The sequence below is a fragment of the Streptomyces spiramyceticus genome, from assembly GCF_028807635.1.
In the GTDB taxonomy this organism is placed as follows: Bacteria; Actinomycetota; Actinomycetes; order Streptomycetales; family Streptomycetaceae; genus Streptomyces; species Streptomyces spiramyceticus.
On sequence record NZ_JARBAX010000001.1, the window covers coordinates 4,718,325 to 4,735,770 of the forward strand.

Consider the following 17,446-nt stretch of genomic DNA (forward strand, 5'->3'; position numbering starts at 1 on the left):
CCGGATTGCGACCGTAGCTGTCCGGGCGGTGCGTGGGGTTCTCTCCGCGGCAGACGCGGGGAGTGTCGGGTCGGGATGGTCCGTACGGACCCGATATGAGGGGGAGAGTGCCCAAGGCGGGGCAGTGGAAACCGCCCCGCCCCGGACGGGAGCGTCAAACGCGCTTGGCGGGCAACGGCGCTGCGTCCTTGCGGAGCCGGAACCAGTAGAAGCCGTGCCCCGCGAGGGTGAGCAGGTAGGGCCACTCACCGATGGCGGGGAAGCGCACCCCGCCGATCAGTTCCACCGGATGCCGCCCGTTGAAGGACTGCAGATCGAGTTCGGTCGGCTGGGGGAACCGCGAGAAGTTGTGCACGCACAGGACCAGGTCGTCCTTGTACTCGCGGAGGAAGGCGATCACCGCCGGATTGGTGGACGGCAGTTCGGTGTACGAGCCGAGCCCGAAGGCCGGGTTCTGCTTGCGGATCTCGATCATCCGCCGTGTCCAGTGCAGGAGGGAGGACGGCGAGGTCATCGCGGCCTCCACGTTGGTCACCTGGTACCCGTACACCGGGTCCATGATCGTGGGGAGGAAGAGCCGCCCCGGGTCGCAGGACGAGAAGCCCGCGTTGCGGTCGGGTGTCCACTGCATGGGCGTCCGTACGGCGTCCCGGTCGCCCAGCCAGATGTTGTCGCCCATCCCGATCTCGTCGCCGTAGTACAGGATCGGCGAGCCCGGGAGGGACAGGAGGAGGGCCGTGAACAGCTCGATCTGGTTGCGGTCGTTGTCGAGGAGCGGAGCCAGGCGCCGACGGATGCCGATGTTGGCGCGCATGCGCGGATCCTTGGCGTACTCCGCGTACATGTAGTCACGCTCTTCGTCCGTGACCATTTCGAGCGTCAGTTCGTCGTGGTTGCGCAGGAAGATGCCCCACTGGCAGTTGGACGGGATCGCCGGGGTCTTGGCCAGGACTTCCGAGACCGGGTAGCGCGATTCGCGGCGCACAGCCATGAAGATGCGCGGCATCACGGGGAAGTGGAAGGCCATGTGGCACTCGTCGCCCCCCGCCTTGAAGTCGCCGAAGTAGTCGACGACGTCCTCCGGCCACTGGTTGGCCTCGGCGAGGATCACCGTGTCGGGGTACGACGCGTCGATCTCTGTGCGCACCCGCTTGAGGAACTCGTGGGTGCGCGGCAGGTTCTCGCAGTTCGTGCCCTCCTCCTGGTAGAGGTAGGGAACGGCGTCGAGGCGGAAGCCGTCGATGCCGAGGTCGAGCCAGAAGCGCAGCGCCGAGATCATCTCCTCCTGGACGGCCGGGTTCTCGTAGTTGAGATCCGGCTGGTGGGAGAAGAAGCGGTGCCAGAAGTACTGCTTGCGGACCGGGTCGAAGGTCCAGTTGGACGTCTCGGTGTCGACGAAGATGATCCGGGCGTCCTGGAACTGCTTGTCGTCGTCCGCCCAGACGTAGTAGTCGCCGTAGGGCCCGGTGGGGTCTGCCCGGGACTCCTGGAACCACGGATGCTGGTCGCTGGTGTGGTTCATGACGAAGTCGATGATGACGCGCATGCCGCGGTGGTGGGCGGCGTCGACGAACTCGACGAAGTCGGCCAGATCGCCGAACTCGGGAAGGACCGACGTGTAGTCCGACACGTCGTAACCGCCGTCGCGCAGCGGTGACTTGAAGAACGGCGGCAGCCAGAGACAGTCGACGCCGAGCCACTGGAGATAGTCCAGCTTGGCGGTGATGCCCTTGAGGTCCCCTACGCCGTCTCCGTTGCTGTCCTGGAAGGAGCGTACGAGCACCTCGTAGAAGACGGCGCGCTTGAACCACTCGGGATCGCGGTCCTTGGCGGGCGTGTCTGCGAAGGTGTCATGGACGGGCTCATTGACGATCATGATGTGGGTGACCCTCCGATCGGCGGGGACGGTCGCAGGACGACGATGTGCGCGGGTGTACGGCCCGGCTCGAGGCGCACATAGTTGGCCCTGCCCCAGTGGTAGGTCTCGCCGGTGAGCTCGTCGCGCACCGGGAAGGAATCACGCCAGTCGAGGCCGAGTTCCGGCATGTCCAACGAGACCGTGGCCTCCTGGGTGTGGTGAGGGTCGAGGTTGGCGACCACCACAACGATGTTCGATCCCGAGCGCTTCGAGTACACGATGACGGCGTCGTTGTCGGCGTGATGGAAATGCAGATCGCGCAGCTGCTGGAGGGCGGGATTGCGGCGGCGCACACGGTTGAGTGTGGTGATCAGCGGGGCGATGGTGCGGCCCTCGCGCTCCGCCGACTCCCAGTCGCGGGGCCTCAGTTGGTACTTCTCCGAGTCGGCGTACTCCTCGCTGCCCGGCCGGACCGGCCTGTTCTCGCAGAGCTCGTAGCCCGCGTACACGCCCCACGAGGGCGCCAGCGTGGCGGCGAGCACCGCCCGTACCTCGAAGGCGGGGCGGCCGCCGTGCTGGAGATAGGCGTGCAGGATGTCCGGGGTATTCACGAAGAAATTGGGACGCATGTACGAAGCCGCGTCGCCGGAGAGCTCCGTGAGGTACTCCGTGATTTCCTCCTTGGTATTGCGCCAGGTGAAGTACGTGTACGACTGCTGGAAGCCGATCGCGCCGAGGGTGTGCATCATCGCCGGGCGAGTGAAAGCCTCCGCCAGGAAGATCACGTCGGGGTCGGTGCGGTTGATGTCCGCGATGACCTTCTCCCAGAAGGCCACCGGCTTGGTGTGCGGGTTGTCGACCCGGAAGATCCGCACGCCGTGGCTCATCCACAGCCGCAGTACCCGCAGCGTCTCGCGGACCAGTCCCGGCATGTCGGCGTCGAACGCGACCGGGTAGATGTCCTGGTACTTCTTCGGCGGGTTCTCGGCGTACGCGATGGTGCCGTCCGCGCGGTGGTGGAACCACTCGGGGTGCTCGGAGACCCACGGGTGGTCGGGCGAGCACTGCAGCGCGAAGTCCAGGGCGACCTCCATGCGCAGGTCGCGGGCGCGTTCGACGAAGTCGTCGAAGTCGTCGAACGTGCCGAGGTCCGGGTGGATCGCGTCGTGGCCGCCGGCCGGGGAGCCGATCGCCCAGGGGACGCCCACGTCCGAAGCCGTCGCCGAGAGCGAGTTGTTGGCGCCCTTGCGGTGCGTGGTGCCGATGGGGTGTACGGGGGGCAGGTAGACGACGTCGAAGCCCATCGCGGCGACGGCGGGCAGTCGCTCGGCCGCCGTGCGGAACGTGCCGCTGACCTGCGTTCCGTCCTTCTTCGTACGAGCGCCCTCGGAGCGGGGGAAGAACTCGTACCAGGACCCGTAGAGCGCGCGCTCGCGTTCGACGAGCAGGGGCAAGGGGGCGGACGACGTGACCAGTTCGCGCAAGGGGTGGCGGGCCAGGGCGGCGTCGGCCTCGGCGGACAGTGCCGCGGCGAGGCGGGTGGCGGGGGGCTTCCTGGTGTTGCGCAGTGCGTCGACGGCGGCCAGGACGGCCTCGCGCCCGTCGCGCTTCGGGACTCCGGACGCGGCGCGCTCGTACAACTCGGCGCCCTCCGCGAGCACGAGCTCGGTGTCCTGGCCCGCCGGGATCTTGATGCGGGCGGTGTGCCGCCAGGTCGAGACCGGGTCGCTCCAGGCCTCCACGGCGTACGTCCACCGCCCCTCGGCGACCGGGGTCACCCGGGCGCCCCACCGGTCGGTGCCCGGGGCGAGTTCACGCATCGGGGTCCAGGGGCCCTCGCGGCCCGCGGGGTCCCGCAGGACGACATTGGCGGCTACGGCGTCGTGGCCTTCGCGGAAGACGGTGGCGGTGACTTCGAAGGTTTCACCGGCCACCGCCTTGGCGGGCCTTCTGCCGCAGTCGACGGCGGGGCGTACGTCCAGGACGGGGATGCGACCGATCATTGGCTCACCTGGGGGCTGTGCGACCGCGGGCGACCGCGGTTCGCGTTCGAGGGCTTTCTTAGGGTCTGTCCTTTTTAGCTGCTCCGTTGGAGAATGGCGGGCTGCGGGCATGACCGCTCCTGTCCACGTTCACTCGGGTGGACCGACTTTGGGGCGCGCGGGCGTGCGTACCGGGGGAGCCTTCCCTTGGTGTACGGGTGGGCAATCCGGTGCTTTGTTAACTACTTGCGCGTAATGGTTATGGCAAGAAACCGGCCCCGCCTTTTTGGCGGGGCCGGTTTCTTTTTTGGCTTGGTGGTGGAGTGCGTCCTTCATCAACTCGGGGCGCCTGCGGCGGGGTTGGGGATGGATTTTTCCCCACCCCGCCCCTTCCCGCTGTGACATTTTGCGGCTGCCGCCGCGTGGTGGGGCTCCGCCCCAGACCCCGCTCCTCAATCGCCGGAGGGGCTGGTAAATCCAGTTGAGAGCGTGGGGAAGGGTAGGGGAAAGCGCCGCAGGCGCCCTACGACGCGTCGGCCGCTTCGTCCGTCCAGATCTGCCACGGCTGCCTCGCCACCCACTCGTCCACCGGCGTCGGCTTCACCGCGAGCGCCTCCGCGGCCGTGCCTCCGTCGCCCGCCATCAGGTCGGGGCCCGCGCCGCTCGCCATGTAGTGGTAGATCCCCGCCACACCGGCCGCCGCCTCCGCGCCGATCGCCCGGGCCAGGCCCTCCTCGAACACGTGCGGCGGCAGTGCCAGGTAGCGGACCTCCCGGCCGAGGCCCTCGGCGAACGCCTCCGCGAGCTCGTCGCCGGTCAGGCTCTGCGAACCGCCGATGTCGAGCGTGCGGCCCGCGACGCCGTCCGCGGTGAGCGCCGCGTACACCGCCTCGGCGAGATCGCGGTGGGAGAGCCACGCGGTCCGGGTGTCGGCGGGCAGCGGGTAGGCGAGTACGCCCTCCTTCGCCAGCGCCGGGCCGTTCCACGGGCTGAACAGGTTGTCCAGATAGACCGGCGGCCGCAGCACCACCAGTTCCACACCGCTCTCGCGCAGGCCCTCCCGCAGCACCGTCTCGGCCAGTCGGCGGGTCTCGAAGGCCGCCACATTGGTGGAGGCCTCGGGGACGCGCGTGTTGGCGTTGTAGACGAGCCGCTTCAGCCCGGCCTCGCGCGCCGCGTCCGCGATGTGCTGTGCGTACGTCCTGACCGTCCCGGCGTCGTACACCAGCGGCATCACCACCGAGGCATGGGTGGCGCCGTCGAAGAGCTGTCGTACGTCGGCCGCCTTCGCGAGGTCGCCGGAGGCGAAGGAGACGCCCGGCATGTCGGGTCGCTCCGTCTCGTGCTTACGGGTCAAAGTGCGGACGCGGTGGTTCCGCTCGGCCAGCAGCCGGGCTACCGCGCCGCCCTGGAAGCCGGTCGCCCCCACGACCGCGACGCGCATCGGCATGTGATCGGACATGTGTCTGTAGAGCCCTTCGATAGGGTGTGGCTGTTGCCGTGACAGGCCCTTCAAGGCTGGCGGCGGGGGCTTCGGCCGATCAATTAACAAACCGGGGCGGGGGTTGAGGGATCGTCCAATGGACGCCATGGAACGAGAAGGAGACGATCTGCTCAGCGAGCTGCTGAAGCCCCTCCGCCTCACCGGAGTCTTCGACAGCCGCTGGCATGTCCGCGGGCCGTGGGCCATCGAGGGCGATGCCGAGCAGAGTTGCGCCGTACTCCACTACATAGTGGAGGGCGGCTGCTGGATCAGCGGCGACAACCAGACCCCCGTCGAACTGAGCGCCGGGGACCTCATCGTCTTCCCGACCGGCACCGCGCACCGGCTCTCCGACCGGCCCGACCGGCAGGGCGTGCCGCTCAAGGCCGTACTCCCCGAGCGCCAGCCCGGCACGTCCGGCGAGATCAGGATCGACGGGACCGGGCCCGAGAGCAGGCTGCTCTGCGCCGGGTTGCACTACGACGCGAGCGCCGCCACCGGCCTCTACAAAGCGCTGCCCAGAGCGCTGGTGCTCGACGGGCCGCAGGTCGCCGCGGAGCCGCTGCTCCGTGACACGCTGGAGCTGCTCGCCGCCCCCGACCGGCCCGTCGGGCCCGGCGACCGGCTGATCACGCTGCGCGCCTTCGAGATGGCGCTGGTGCTCGCGCTGCGACCGCTCCTGCGCGAACTGGCCGACAATCCCTCGGCGTTGCCCGTCCTGCGCCATGCGGGCATCAGCAGAGCCATGGTCATCATCGCCACCAGATTCGCCGAGCCGTGGACCATCGAATCGCTGGCCCGCGAGGTCGGCATGTCCCGGTCCGCGTTCACGGCCGCCTTCCGCAAGCTCGTCGGCGACGCGCCCGCCAAGCATCTGACCGGGCGTCGGATGCAGGAGGCGGCGCGGCTGCTCGGGGAGACGACGGTGGCCCAGTCGGCGGTGCCGCAGCGGGTCGGCTACCAGAGCTCCGTCGGCTTCCATCTTGCTTTCCGCAAGTGGTTCGGTACGACGCCGGGCGAGTACCGGATCGCGGCCGGCCGGACGGCCTAGACCCGTGACCCAGGCGTTGCTGGCCGGATTGTGTGGCCGGTTCATAAGTCCGGCTGGACGGTCGTTCATTGCCGCAGGTGGGTGCGGGCCGACAGTCTCGGCAGCGGCAGTGCCGTTCCGCATGAGGAGAAATGGTGACAAGGTCCGGTCAGGATTATCTGGAATCGCTGCGAGACGGCCGAGAAGTGTGGCTCGACGGTGAGCGGATCAAGGACGTCACCCAGCACCCCGCCTTCCGCAACACCGCGGCGTCCATAGCCCGCCTCTACGACCTCGCCCACGACTCCGAGCACACGCCGGTGCTCACCTCGCAGGGCGTGCACCGCGCTTTCGCGGTCCCCGAGTCGTACGAGGACCTGGTCGCCAGGCGCAAGGCGTACAAGGTGTGGGCGGAGGCCAGCTTCGGCTTCCTGGGCCGTACGCCCGACTACATGGCGGGCGGTGCGGCGGGCTTCGCCGCCCTGCCGCAGACGTTCACCACCGACAGCTTCGACGGCGCCCCGAACGCCCTCGCCTACCACCGGCGGCTCGCCGAGGGCGACCTGTACCCGACGTTCACCATCACCAACCCGCAGATCGACCGGACCAAGTCCGCCTCCGAGCAGGAGGAGGACGACCTGGTGGTCCGCGTCGTCGCGGAGCGGGACGGCGGGATCGTCGTACGCGGCGCCAAGATGATCGGCACCGGCGCCGTCTTCGGCAACGAGGTCATCGTCGGCACCATCGAGCCGCTCGCCCCGCAGGACATCGAGCACGCCGTGTGTTTCTCCGTGCCGATCGACACCCCGGGCCTGAAGTTCCTGTCGCGCACGTCGTACGAGGCGCAGGCGCGCAGCGTCTTCGACAACCCGCTGTCCTCCCGCTTCGACGAGAACGACGCCCTGCTGGTCTGCGAGGACGTCTTCGTACCGTGGGAGAACGTCCTCGCGTACCGCAATGTCGACGCGAGCTTCGCGATGTGGTGGCAGACCCCGGCGTACGTCAACTTCGTCCACCAGGCCGCGACCCGCTTCTGGACCAAGCTGGAATTCCTCACCGGCGTCGCGATCCTGATGACCAAAGCGAACAACACCTACAAGCTGCCGCCCGTCACCCAGGCGATCGGCCGGCTGATGGGCAAGGTCGCCCAGGCCAAGGCGTTCGTACTCGCCGCTGAGGCGTCGTACGAGAACGTCGAGGGCGGGCGCGGTGTGAAGCCCGGCAAGGAGATCTCCTTCGCGCAGCGCATCATGGCCGGCGAGCTCTACCCGCAGGCCGTGCAGGAGATCAAGATGCTCGCGGGCGGCGGCGTGATCCAGCTGCCCGCCTCCGCCGAGGACCTGCTGCACCCGGAGATCGGGCCGCTCGTCAGGAAGTACATCCGCTCGCCAGGACACCCCGCCGAGGACCGGATCAAGCTGCTCAAGCTGGCCTGGGACGCGCTCGGTTCGGAGTTCGCCGGACGCCACGAGCAGTACGAGCGCTTCTACCACGGCGCCCCGCACATCTACCTGATGCAGCAGGCGTGGGAGGGCGACACCGGCGCGTGCGAGTCCCTCGCGCAGGCCTGTCTCGACGGCTACACGCTGGGCGGCGGGACGTCCGGGGAGCGCTCGGCGCTGTGAAGGGCTCTCCGAAGGCCGCGCTCGCGCTGCTCGCCTCCACCCAGCTGCTGCTGATCATGGACACCGCGATCATCAACGTCGCGCTGCCGTCGATCGGCGAGGACCTCGGCTCGGGCTCGGCGGGACTGTCCTGGGTGGCCAACGCCTATCTCATTACCTTCGGCGGGCTGTTGCTGCTCGGCGGGCGCACCGCCGATCTCCTCGGCCACCGGCGGCTGTTCATCGCCGGTCTGGGCCTGCTCGCCGCGGCATCCGCCGTCGGCGGGCTCGCCCAGTCGTCGGGTGCGCTGATCGCCGCCCGCGCCGTCCAGGGCGTGGGCGCGGCGCTCGCCGCGGCGGCCGCGTTCGCGCTGCTGCTCATCCTCTTCCCGGACGGGCCCGGCCGGCACAAGGCGCTCGGCGCCTTCGCCGCGATGGGCGGACTCGGCGGCGTACTCGGCACCGTCATGGGCGGGGTCCTCACCGACCTGCTCGGCTGGCGCTCCACGTTCTGGCTCAATGTGCTCGTCGGGCTGCTGCTCGGCGTACTCGCCCTGCGCCTCCTTGACGGCGGTACACGCTCTGCCGAGGGCGGCTTCGATCTCGGCGGTGCGCTCACCGCCACCGGCGGGCTCGGCCTCATCGCGTACGCCCTCGTCGGGGCGGGCGAGGCGGGGTGGACCAGTGCGCGCACCCTCGCCGCGGGCGGCGCGGGACTGGCGCTGCTGGTCGCCTTCGCCGTACTCGAAGGGAAGATCGCCCGCCCGCTGGTGCCGCCCGCCGTGCTGCGCAGGCCCGCGCTGCGGCTCGCCAATCTACTGAGCGCGCTCGCCCAGATGGCGCTCTTCCCGATGTTCTTCCTGGTCAGCCTGTATCTCCAGAGCGTCCTCGGCTACTCGCCGCTGATCGGCGGGCTCGGGCTGCTGCCGCTGTCGCTGGTCGTCGTCGTCACCGCGCCGCAGAGCGGGCGCATCATCGCCAGGATCGGACTGCGGTCCACGATGACGCTCGGCTTCGGGCTGCTCTTCGCCGGGACGCTCTGGCTGGCCCTCGCGCTCGCCGCCGAAGGCACCTTCTTCACCACCGTCCTCGCCCCGAGCCTGCTGCTCGGCGTCGCCCTGCCGCTGGTCATGGTCACCACCAATGTGGCCGCCACGGCCGAAGCGGCGCCCGAGGAGACGGGGCTCGCCTCAGGACTCATCAACACCAGCCAGCAGTTCGGCTCGGTGCTCGGCCTCGCCGTCCTCGTCGCCGTTGCCACCGCCGTCACCGACGCCTCCGGAAGCGCCGCCGCCACGGCCGACACCGCGGGCTTCAGGGCCGCTCTGCTCGTCGGCGCCGCCTTCGCAGGGGCTGCCGCCCTGCTCTGTGTCCGGCTGCGCCTCCCGGCCCCCGCGGTACTCCCCGCGGAACCGGCGCGAGTGGGGGACGCCGTGAAGTGAGACAGGGGCGGACGGCACAGCGCCTCCGCTACCTGTGCTCCGCTGCGGTGGAGCGGCCCGGCGTACGGGACGACCTGGCTGGTCCAGCCACGCGCACCACCGCATTGCATCCACCGAACCCATTGTCCGAGGGGGACTTCGCCATGACCATGCACCTGAGGAACGCGACCGGCCATGCCGTGGCCGGCCTTGCGTCAGCCGGCCTCGCATCGCCGGGTCTCGCATCGCCCGGCCTCGATGCGCGCAACGAACCGCGCTACCGGATATCCGAGATACGCGAGGCGGACCCGCTGGCCGCCGATCCGCTGCTCGCCGTACTGCCCGCGATGAACCGCGACGCCGACGTGGCCGCGCTCACCGTCGCCCTGCGCACCCTCCTGCCGACCTCGGGGACCGTCGCCCAGTGGAGCGTCGTCGAGTCGCTCGCCGCGATGCGCGACCTCGGCATGATCCTCGGCTCGATCAAACGGCACGGCACCGAACCGCTGGCCGTGGTCCCCGAAGCCGTGACCGTCCTTGAGGCGCTGGGGCGGCGTACCGACATGGTGCCGCGCGACACCGTGCACCACTACACGACGTGGAACCCCATCGGCGCACGCCAGCGGATGTACACCGGCGAGGAGATGGAGGGCAACCTCCAGGACGCCGTCCGCATGGTCTTCCCGAGCCTCGCCGCCTCGCTGGACACGTGCGCTGCGCTGGCCCGGCTGGAGCCGCACGAACCGGGCTTCTCGCTCGCCCTCGACCGCACCGCCAAGCACGTCCAGGCGATGGTCGACTCCATCGACTTCACCGTCGCCAATGTCTCGCCGGTCTTCTTCGCACAGGTCCTGCGCCCGTACTTCGAGGAGATCGACGTCGCGGGCCGCGACTATCTCGGCCCGGCAGCCGCCCAGGTCCCGCTGTGGCTGATCGACCTGACGCTGTGGCAGTGCGACCACAGCAGCCCGCAGTACGACGAGTTCCTGGCCGAATCCGTGCAGTACAGCCTGCCGTCGTGGCGCGACTTCCACGCCACGCACAAGGGCGGCACCTCCGCCGTCTCCAAGCTGTCCGCCGCCATCAGCTGGGAGACCGTGGACCGGCTCCCTTCCGAACTGGCCGCGTCCGCCGTCTCCCTGGCCCGGGTCCTGCGCATCCTCAAGACGTTCCGCGCCCGCCACATCGGCATCGCCCGCAAGGCGTACAGCGAGGAGGTGCGGCTGTACGAGGTGGGCAGCGGCGGCGCCCCCATCGAACTCCTGCGCTCCGTACTCGACCTGACCCGGGACAACGAGACCCTGGTGCGCCGCGCCACCGAACGGCCGCGCACTCCGGCCGCCTGATCAGGCGAAGGGCTTCCCCCATGACGCACATTCTGATCGCCGGAGGCGGCATCGCGGGGCTCACCGCCGCCCTGAGCCTGCACGCGGCCGGCTTCGACCGGATCACCGTGGTCGAGGCGGCGCGCGAGATCCAGCCGGTCGGCGCCGGGCTGAACATCATGCCCAACGCCGTACGCGAACTCGACGCGCTCGGGCTCCTCGACGACCTCGAAGCGCAGTCCGTACGCACCCGTGAACTGCGCTACTACCACTGCACAGGCAGCCTGATATCCCGCGAGCCGCGCGGCCTCGGCGCCGGCTACGACTGGCCCCAGCTCTCGATCCACCGCGGCAACCTGCAACTGGCGCTGGCCGATGCCGTACGGGAGCGGATCGGCGCCGCCGCCATCGTCGGCGGCGTACGCCTGTCGGGCCTGTCCATGCTGGCGGACGGCCGAGCCCGCGTACACCTGGAGCACCGTGACCGCGGCACCTGCGGCCGCGCCGCCCTGGAACCCGACGTGCTGATCGGCGCCGACGGCATCCGCTCCACAGTCCGCCGCGCGCTCAATCCGGACGAGGGCGAGCCGCCGTGGAACGGCATGCTGGTGTGGCGCGGCACGTCCCGGATGCCCGAGGACCGGGCCGGCACGTTCATGTTCATCGCGGGCTCCGACCGGCAGAAGGCCGTGGTGTACCCGATGACGGAACCGGACCCGGAGACCGGCGAAGTGCTGGTCAACTGGGCCCTGGCGATGCCCGCCGACTCCATCGACGACGCCTCGCGCGGCGACTGGAACAGGCCGGTGCCGGTCACCAAGTTCCTCCACCACTACGACGGCTGGGAGTTCGACGGCGTCAGCGTCCCCGAGGTCCTGCTGGCCGCCGACGGTGCGTTCGAATACCCGATGGTCGACACCGAACCGCTGGAGCGCTGGACCCACGGCCGTACGACGCTGATCGGCGACGCCGCCCACGCGATGTACCCGATCGGCTCCAACGGGGCCACCCAGTCCATCGTCGACGCCCGCGCGCTCGCCCACGCCATGGCGACGCACGCGGACCCGGCCGAGGCGCTTGCCGTGTACGAGGCGGGGCGCAGGCCCCCGATGACCGAACTGCAATGCTCCAACCGGCAGTTGGGGCCGGAGGTCGTCATCAATCTGGCGCACGAACGGGCACCCGGAGGATTCGCCGACATCGACGAGGTGATCCCGGCCGACGAGCTGGCGGCCATCGCCGGGAAGTACGCCGCGACCGGGGCTTTCGACCCCGGGACGGTGAATCTGGGCTCGCCGTACGACGTACTGCCGCACGCGGTGCGCTGATCACACATGAGGCGCTCGCGGGGCAGGTCTGCCACCGCGAGCGCCCGCTGTGCGCCGTGGTTGCGAGGGCGGGGTGGCACTACCGTCGGAGGGAAGGCCGGAAGCACACCGTCGTGCGTCCGACCCGATTCGTTTGTCCCCTGCGAAGGTGGAACACGTGAAGGCCATTCGTCGATTCACCGTGCGCCCCGTTCTTCCCGAATCCCTCCAACCGCTCAGTGACCTGGCCCGCAATCTGCGGTGGTCCTGGCATACCGAGACCCGTGAACTGTTCCAGAGCGTCGACCCCGACGGCTGGGCGGCCGCGGGAGGTGATCCCGTACGGCTGCTCGGGGCCGTACCTGCCGGGCGGCTGGCCGAGCTGGCCGCAGACCGGCGCTTTCTGCGCAGACTGACCGCAGCGGCCGACGACCTGGACGACTACCTCCGCGGCCGCCGGTGGTACCAGTCGCAGTCGCCCGACACCCGATTGCCCGCCGCCGTCGCCTACTTCTCACCCGAATTCGGAGTCACCGCCGCCCTCCCGCAGTACTCGGGCGGCCTCGGCATTCTCGCCGGGGACCACCTCAAGGCCGCCAGCGACCTGGGCGTACCGCTCATCGGGGTCGGCCTGCTCTACCGGCACGGATACTTCAGGCAGAGCCTGTCCAGGGACGGCTGGCAGCAGGAGCACTATCCCGTACTCGACCCGAACGAACTTCCGGTCTCCCTGCTGCGGGAGGCCGACGGCACCCCCAGCCAGGTCGCACTGGCGCTGCCCGGCGGGCGGTCGCTGCGCGCGCACATCTGGCAGGCGCAGGTCGGACGCGTACCGCTGCTGATGCTCGACTCGGACGTCGAGGAGAACGCGGTCGGGGAGCGCGATGTCACCGACCGGCTCTACGGCGGGGGCAGCGAACACCGGCTGTTGCAGGAGATGCTGCTGGGAATAGGGGGTGTACGGGCCGTGCGGGCGTACTGCCGGCTGACCGGCCATCCCGCGCCCGAGGTCTTCCACACCAACGAGGGGCACGCCGGCTTCCTCGGCCTGGAGCGGATCAACGAACTGGCCGCCCAGGGACTGGAATTCGAGCCCGCTCTGGAGACGGTGAGGGCCGGAACCGTCTTCACGACGCACACGCCCGTACCGGCGGGAATCGACCGCTTCGACCGCGAGCTCGTCGCGCACCACTTCGGCGACGACGGCGAGCTGCCCGGCGTCGACGTCGGGCGCATTCTCCAGCTCGGCATGGAGACGTACCCGGGCGGCGAGCCGAATCTCTTCAACATGGCCGTGATGGGACTGCGGCTCGCCCAGCGCGCCAACGGCGTCTCCACCCTGCACGGCGCGGTCAGCCGCGACATGTTCTCGGGCCTGTGGCCGGGATTCGACCCCGAAGAGGTGCCGATCACCTCGATCACGAACGGCGTGCACGCACCGACCTGGGTCGCGCCGGAGGTCTTCCGGCTCGGCGCACGCCAGATCGGCGCCACCCGCACCGAGGACGCCCTGTCGGTCGGCGGATCCCGGCGCTGGGACACCGTCGCCGACATCGCGGACGCCGAGATCTGGGACCTGCGGCGCACCCTGCGCGAACAGCTGGTCCTGGAGGTACGGGAGCGGCTGTACGCATCGTGGCGGCAGCGCGGCGCCGCGGACGCGGAACTCGGCTGGATCTCCGGCGTACTGGACCCGGACGTCCTGACCATCGGCTTTGCGCGGCGCGTCCCCTCGTACAAGCGGCTCACCCTGATGCTGCGCGACCGCGACCGGCTGATGGAGTTGCTGCTGCACCCGACCCGGCCCATCCAGATCGTGGTGGCGGGCAAGGCCCATCCCGCGGACGACGGCGGCAAGCGGCTGGTGCAGGAGCTGGTGCGGTTCGCGGACGACCCGCGGGTGCGGCACCGCATCGTCTTCCTCCCGGACTACGGGATGGGGATGGCGCAGAAGCTCTACCCCGGCTGCGATGTGTGGCTGAACAATCCGCTGAGGCCGCTTGAGGCGTGCGGGACGAGCGGGATGAAATCCGCACTGAACGGTGGCCTGAATCTGTCCGTCCTCGACGGCTGGTGGGACGAGTGGTTCGAGCCGGACTTCGGCTGGGCCATCCCGACCGCCGACGGCGTGGGAGGGGGAGCCGGCCCGGCGGGCCCGGTGGGCCCGGCCAATGCGGCCATGGGTCCGGGCACGGGTCCCGGCCAGGTGCAGGACGAGGACCGGCGCGACGACCTGGAGGCCAACGCGCTGTACGAGCTGATCGAGCAGCGGGTCGCACCGCGCTTCTACGACCGGGGAGGGGACGGGCTGCCCGAGCGCTGGATCGAAATGGTCCGCCGCACCCTCGCCACCCTGGGGCCGAAGGTGCTGGCGGGGCGCATGGTGCGGGAGTACGTCGAGCGGCTGTACGCCCCGGCCGCCGAGGCGCACCGTTCCCTCGGACCCGACACCGCGAGGGAGCTGGCGGCCTGGAAGGCCCGGGTACGCGCTGCCTGGCCACGGGTCACGGTCGACCATGTCGAGGCGACGGCGGCCACCGCCGTCAACGGCACCGCGGAACTGGGCTCGACGCTCGGACTGCGGGTGCGGGTGGCGCTGGGGCCGCTGCAGCCGGAGGACGTGGAGGTGCAGGCGGTCGCGGGGAGGGTCGACCCGGACGATGCGATCGGCGACGCGCAGCCGTTTCCGCTGAAGCCCGCGAGCGGGCCAGACCTGGACGGCCGCTGGGTGTACGAGGGCCCGCTGGCCCTCGACCGCACAGGTCCCTACGGGTACACGGTGCGGATCCTCCCGGCGCACCCGCTGCTGGCGCACAACGCGGATCTGGGGCTGGTGGCGCTGCCCACCGGGGCGACGGGGGAGGGTGCGGGCGTACTGATGCGCTGACGCTGTGAGTTGGCGTGAGGTGGTCCGAGGGGCCCGGCACCTGCGAAGGGTGCCGGGCCTCTTCGTTTACGTCGTCACGTCGTCACGTCGTCACGTCGTCACGTCGTCACGTCGTTACTTCGTTCACTGAGCACCCATTCTTGTCGCCTGCGAAAAGCTGACGCACGCGGGCAACCCGGCTCAGCGGTTCTCCTCGTTGTCGACGTCTTCGGCGATCGACTTGGAGGAGAGGACGCCGTCCGTGAAGCACAGCCGGTAGACGGGTGTCGCGTCGTAACGGGCGACACGGAAGTACTCGCAGTCGTCGGCCCCGGCCGGTTCGGGGCCGACGCCGTCGGGTGCGCCGTCCAGGGAGCGGCGCGGCAGGCGCGTCATGACGTCGGTACGGGTGTCGCCGACGCGGATGCGGTCGTAGTCGTCCCGGTCCAGGACCGCGCGGGACTGGCTGTAGAGGGCGAAGAGGCCCATCAGTATCCCGAGGGCGACGACCGCTGCCAGTGGCGCCAGGATCGCGTGCATCAGACCGCGCCGTACGCGCTGCCGGGCCCGGTCCAACTCCCGGGCGGAGGTGGGAGCTTCGGGCGCGGCCGCAGAGGGCGTCGGAGTGGCGGAAGGGGCCAGAGGCAGCCGGGCGGTCACCGCGAAGCCGCCGCCCGGGGTGGGTCCGTGCGCGAGGGTGCCGCCGGCCAGGCGTACGCGCTCGTCGAGGCTCACGAGGCCCGTACCGCTGCCTGGGGCGGGGCACGGGAGCGGGCCGCCGGGGCGGGGCGCGTTGGCGACGGAGACGGTGACGAATGCACCGCCCGTGCGCCCGTACGCGTCCCGACCGCTGTCGCCGTCCTCGCCGCCGTCCCGCGTCAGCCGCACCGCGACACGCGCGCCCGGTGCGTGCTTCGCGGCGTTGGTCAGGGCCTCCTGGACGACGCGATGCACCGCCCGGTCGGTCATCGGGGGGAGGACCGGCGGCCCTTCGTCGGTCAACTCCACCGCCATCCCCGAGTCCCGCGCCCGCTCCACCACCGCCCCCACCGCCTCGCCCGTCGGCGCAGTCGGTGCCGCCTCGCCGTCCGCCCGCAGTACGCCGATGATGTCCCGCAGCCGGGCCGTCGCCGAGGCCGTCGCCTCGCGCAGCTCACCGGCCGCCGCCTGCTCCCGTTCGCCGAGCGCCGGGGCGACCTCAAGGGCGGCCGCCCGTACCGCGATCAGCGCCAGATCGTGGCCCAGCGAGTCGTGCATGTCACCGGCGATACGGGACCGTTCGCGCAGCCGTTCCCGGTCGGCGACCGCGCGCTGCTCGCGCTCCATACGGTCGGCGAGCTGCCAGCCCGCACTGACCAACTCCGCGTACTGGCGGACGTATCGGCCGAAGAGGTAGGGCACGACGGCTGCGAAGAGCAGTGTGACGACAAGCGTGAACCACTCCCAGAGAGTGGCGCCGACAGCGAGTACGACCGCCAGACCGGCCGTCGCGATGGCGGCGAAGGTGAGGAGGGCGGGCCGGGCGAGTGCCGTGCGGCGGCCGCTCAGATAGCCGAAGACGACCAGCGCGAGGAGATGGCCCGCCGTGAACAGCTCCACATTCAGGGCCAGGCTGAACGCCGCCGCGATACCGAGCGAGATCAGCGGACGGTCGCGGCAGAGCAGCACGGCCACCCCGAGCGCCACCACGCCCGCGACGACCATCGGCCAGGAAGCGCCGTCGGTGTCGTGCGACATCATCAGCCCCGGCAGGCACAGCACCACCCAGAGCACCAGATCGACGATGTGGTCCCGGGTGCTCCGCTGCCGCAAGAATGGCTCGCCGCGCACCCCTAGGGGCCCTTTTCGTCGCCGCCGGCCACGAGCCCCGCTTCGTACGCCAGAATCGCCAGCTGCACACGGTTCTTGAGCCCGAGGCGTCCGAGGACCGCGCTGACATGCGCCTTGACCGTGCCCTCGACGACGTACAACTTCGCTGCGATCTCCGCGTTGGAGAGCCCACCGCCGACCAGCGCGACGACCTCCCGCTCCCGCACCGTCAGCGGTTCAAGCTGCTCCTTCGCCCCGGCGGCCCGCGTGAGCCGCCCGGCGCCGAGGTGCGCGATGACGCGCTGTGCGACCCCGGGGGAGAGGAAGGCGGCGCCTCCCGCGACGGCCTGGACGCCCGCGATCAGCTCGCGCGGATCGCCGGTCTTGAGCAGGAAGCCGGCGGCGCCGGAGCCGAGCGCCCGCGCGATGTACTCGTCCTCGGCGAAGGTGGTGAGCATGACGACGGCGGTCTCGGGCGCCGTACGCCGCAGCTCCTCGGCGGCCCGCAGACCGTCCAGCCGGGGCATCCGGATGTCGAGCAGCGCGACGTCCGGCCGGTGCTTGAGGGCGAGCTCGACCGCCTCGCGCCCGTCACCCGCCTCGGCGACGACCTCGATGGTGGGGTCGGTGCTGAGAATGGCTCGTACGCCTGCGCGGAGCATCGCTTCGTCGTCTGCCAGCAGCACCCTGATCATGCGGTCACGATACGTCGAACGGCCCTGGGGGTACGGAAGTTCCCCCAGGGCCGTTCACTCAACTAC

Annotated in this window: 11 protein-coding genes; 6 read left to right on the plus strand and 5 right to left on the minus strand. The window is 70.5% G+C overall.

The window, feature by feature from the left end:
• Positions 1–154 precede the first annotated feature (154 nt).
• From treS to PXH83_RS21785, 3 genes are all read right to left on the minus strand, one after another.
• The gene (gene treS / locus PXH83_RS21775) at positions 155–1,876 is read right to left on the minus strand and encodes a maltose alpha-D-glucosyltransferase (protein WP_274562155.1); all 1,722 of its coding nucleotides are present in this window, start codon (positions 1,874–1,876) and stop codon (positions 155–157) included.
• Complete coding sequence (locus tag PXH83_RS21780) at positions 1,873–3,861, minus strand: alpha-1,4-glucan--maltose-1-phosphate maltosyltransferase (protein ID WP_274562157.1); 1,989 nt, start codon at positions 3,859–3,861, stop codon at positions 1,873–1,875. Before PXH83_RS21780 ends, treS begins: the two co-directional genes overlap by 4 nt.
• A 502-nt stretch (positions 3,862–4,363) precedes the next feature.
• Positions 4,364–5,302: an SDR family oxidoreductase gene (locus tag PXH83_RS21785; protein WP_274562160.1), complete on the minus strand. Its 939-nt coding sequence runs from the start codon at positions 5,300–5,302 to the stop codon at positions 4,364–4,366.
• A gap of 127 nt (positions 5,303–5,429) precedes the next feature.
• Between PXH83_RS21785 and PXH83_RS21790 the strand changes: the two genes are divergently transcribed.
• From PXH83_RS21790 to glgP, 6 genes are all read left to right on the plus strand, one after another.
• Entirely contained in the window at positions 5,430–6,374 is a 945-nt protein-coding gene (locus PXH83_RS21790) for an AraC family transcriptional regulator (protein ID WP_420803198.1), read from the plus strand.
• Between the two features lie 131 nt (positions 6,375–6,505).
• Positions 6,506–7,978 (plus strand): 4-hydroxyphenylacetate 3-hydroxylase family protein, encoded by a 1,473-nt coding sequence (locus PXH83_RS21795; protein WP_274562162.1) that lies wholly within the window; start codon positions 6,506–6,508, stop codon positions 7,976–7,978.
• Entirely contained in the window at positions 7,975–9,399 is a 1,425-nt protein-coding gene (locus PXH83_RS21800; RefSeq protein ID WP_274562163.1) for an MFS transporter, read from the plus strand. The genes PXH83_RS21795 and PXH83_RS21800 overlap by 4 nt, the downstream gene beginning before the upstream one ends.
• Before the next feature lie 143 nt (positions 9,400–9,542).
• Complete coding sequence (locus tag PXH83_RS21805; RefSeq protein WP_274562164.1) at positions 9,543–10,724, plus strand: monodechloroaminopyrrolnitrin synthase PrnB family protein; 1,182 nt, start codon at positions 9,543–9,545, stop codon at positions 10,722–10,724.
• A 20-nt stretch (positions 10,725–10,744) separates the two neighbouring features.
• On the plus strand, positions 10,745–12,031 hold the full coding sequence (locus PXH83_RS21810) for a flavin-dependent oxidoreductase (RefSeq protein WP_274562165.1): 1,287 nt from the start codon (positions 10,745–10,747) through the stop codon (positions 12,029–12,031).
• A gap of 157 nt (positions 12,032–12,188) precedes the next feature.
• Positions 12,189–14,897: an alpha-glucan family phosphorylase gene (glgP, locus tag PXH83_RS21815; RefSeq protein ID WP_274562166.1), complete on the plus strand. Its 2,709-nt coding sequence runs from the start codon at positions 12,189–12,191 to the stop codon at positions 14,895–14,897.
• Positions 14,898–15,077: 180 nt separating this feature from the next.
• Here glgP and PXH83_RS21820 read toward each other — a convergent pair whose 3' ends face one another.
• Positions 15,078–16,706 (minus strand): sensor histidine kinase, encoded by a 1,629-nt coding sequence (locus PXH83_RS21820; protein ID WP_274562167.1) that lies wholly within the window; start codon positions 16,704–16,706, stop codon positions 15,078–15,080.
• Between the two features lie 2 nt (positions 16,707–16,708).
• Positions 16,709–17,380, minus strand: a complete 672-nt coding sequence (locus PXH83_RS21825; protein WP_274562168.1) for a response regulator — start codon at positions 17,378–17,380, stop codon at positions 16,709–16,711.
• Between the last annotated feature and the right edge of the window lie 66 nt (positions 17,381–17,446).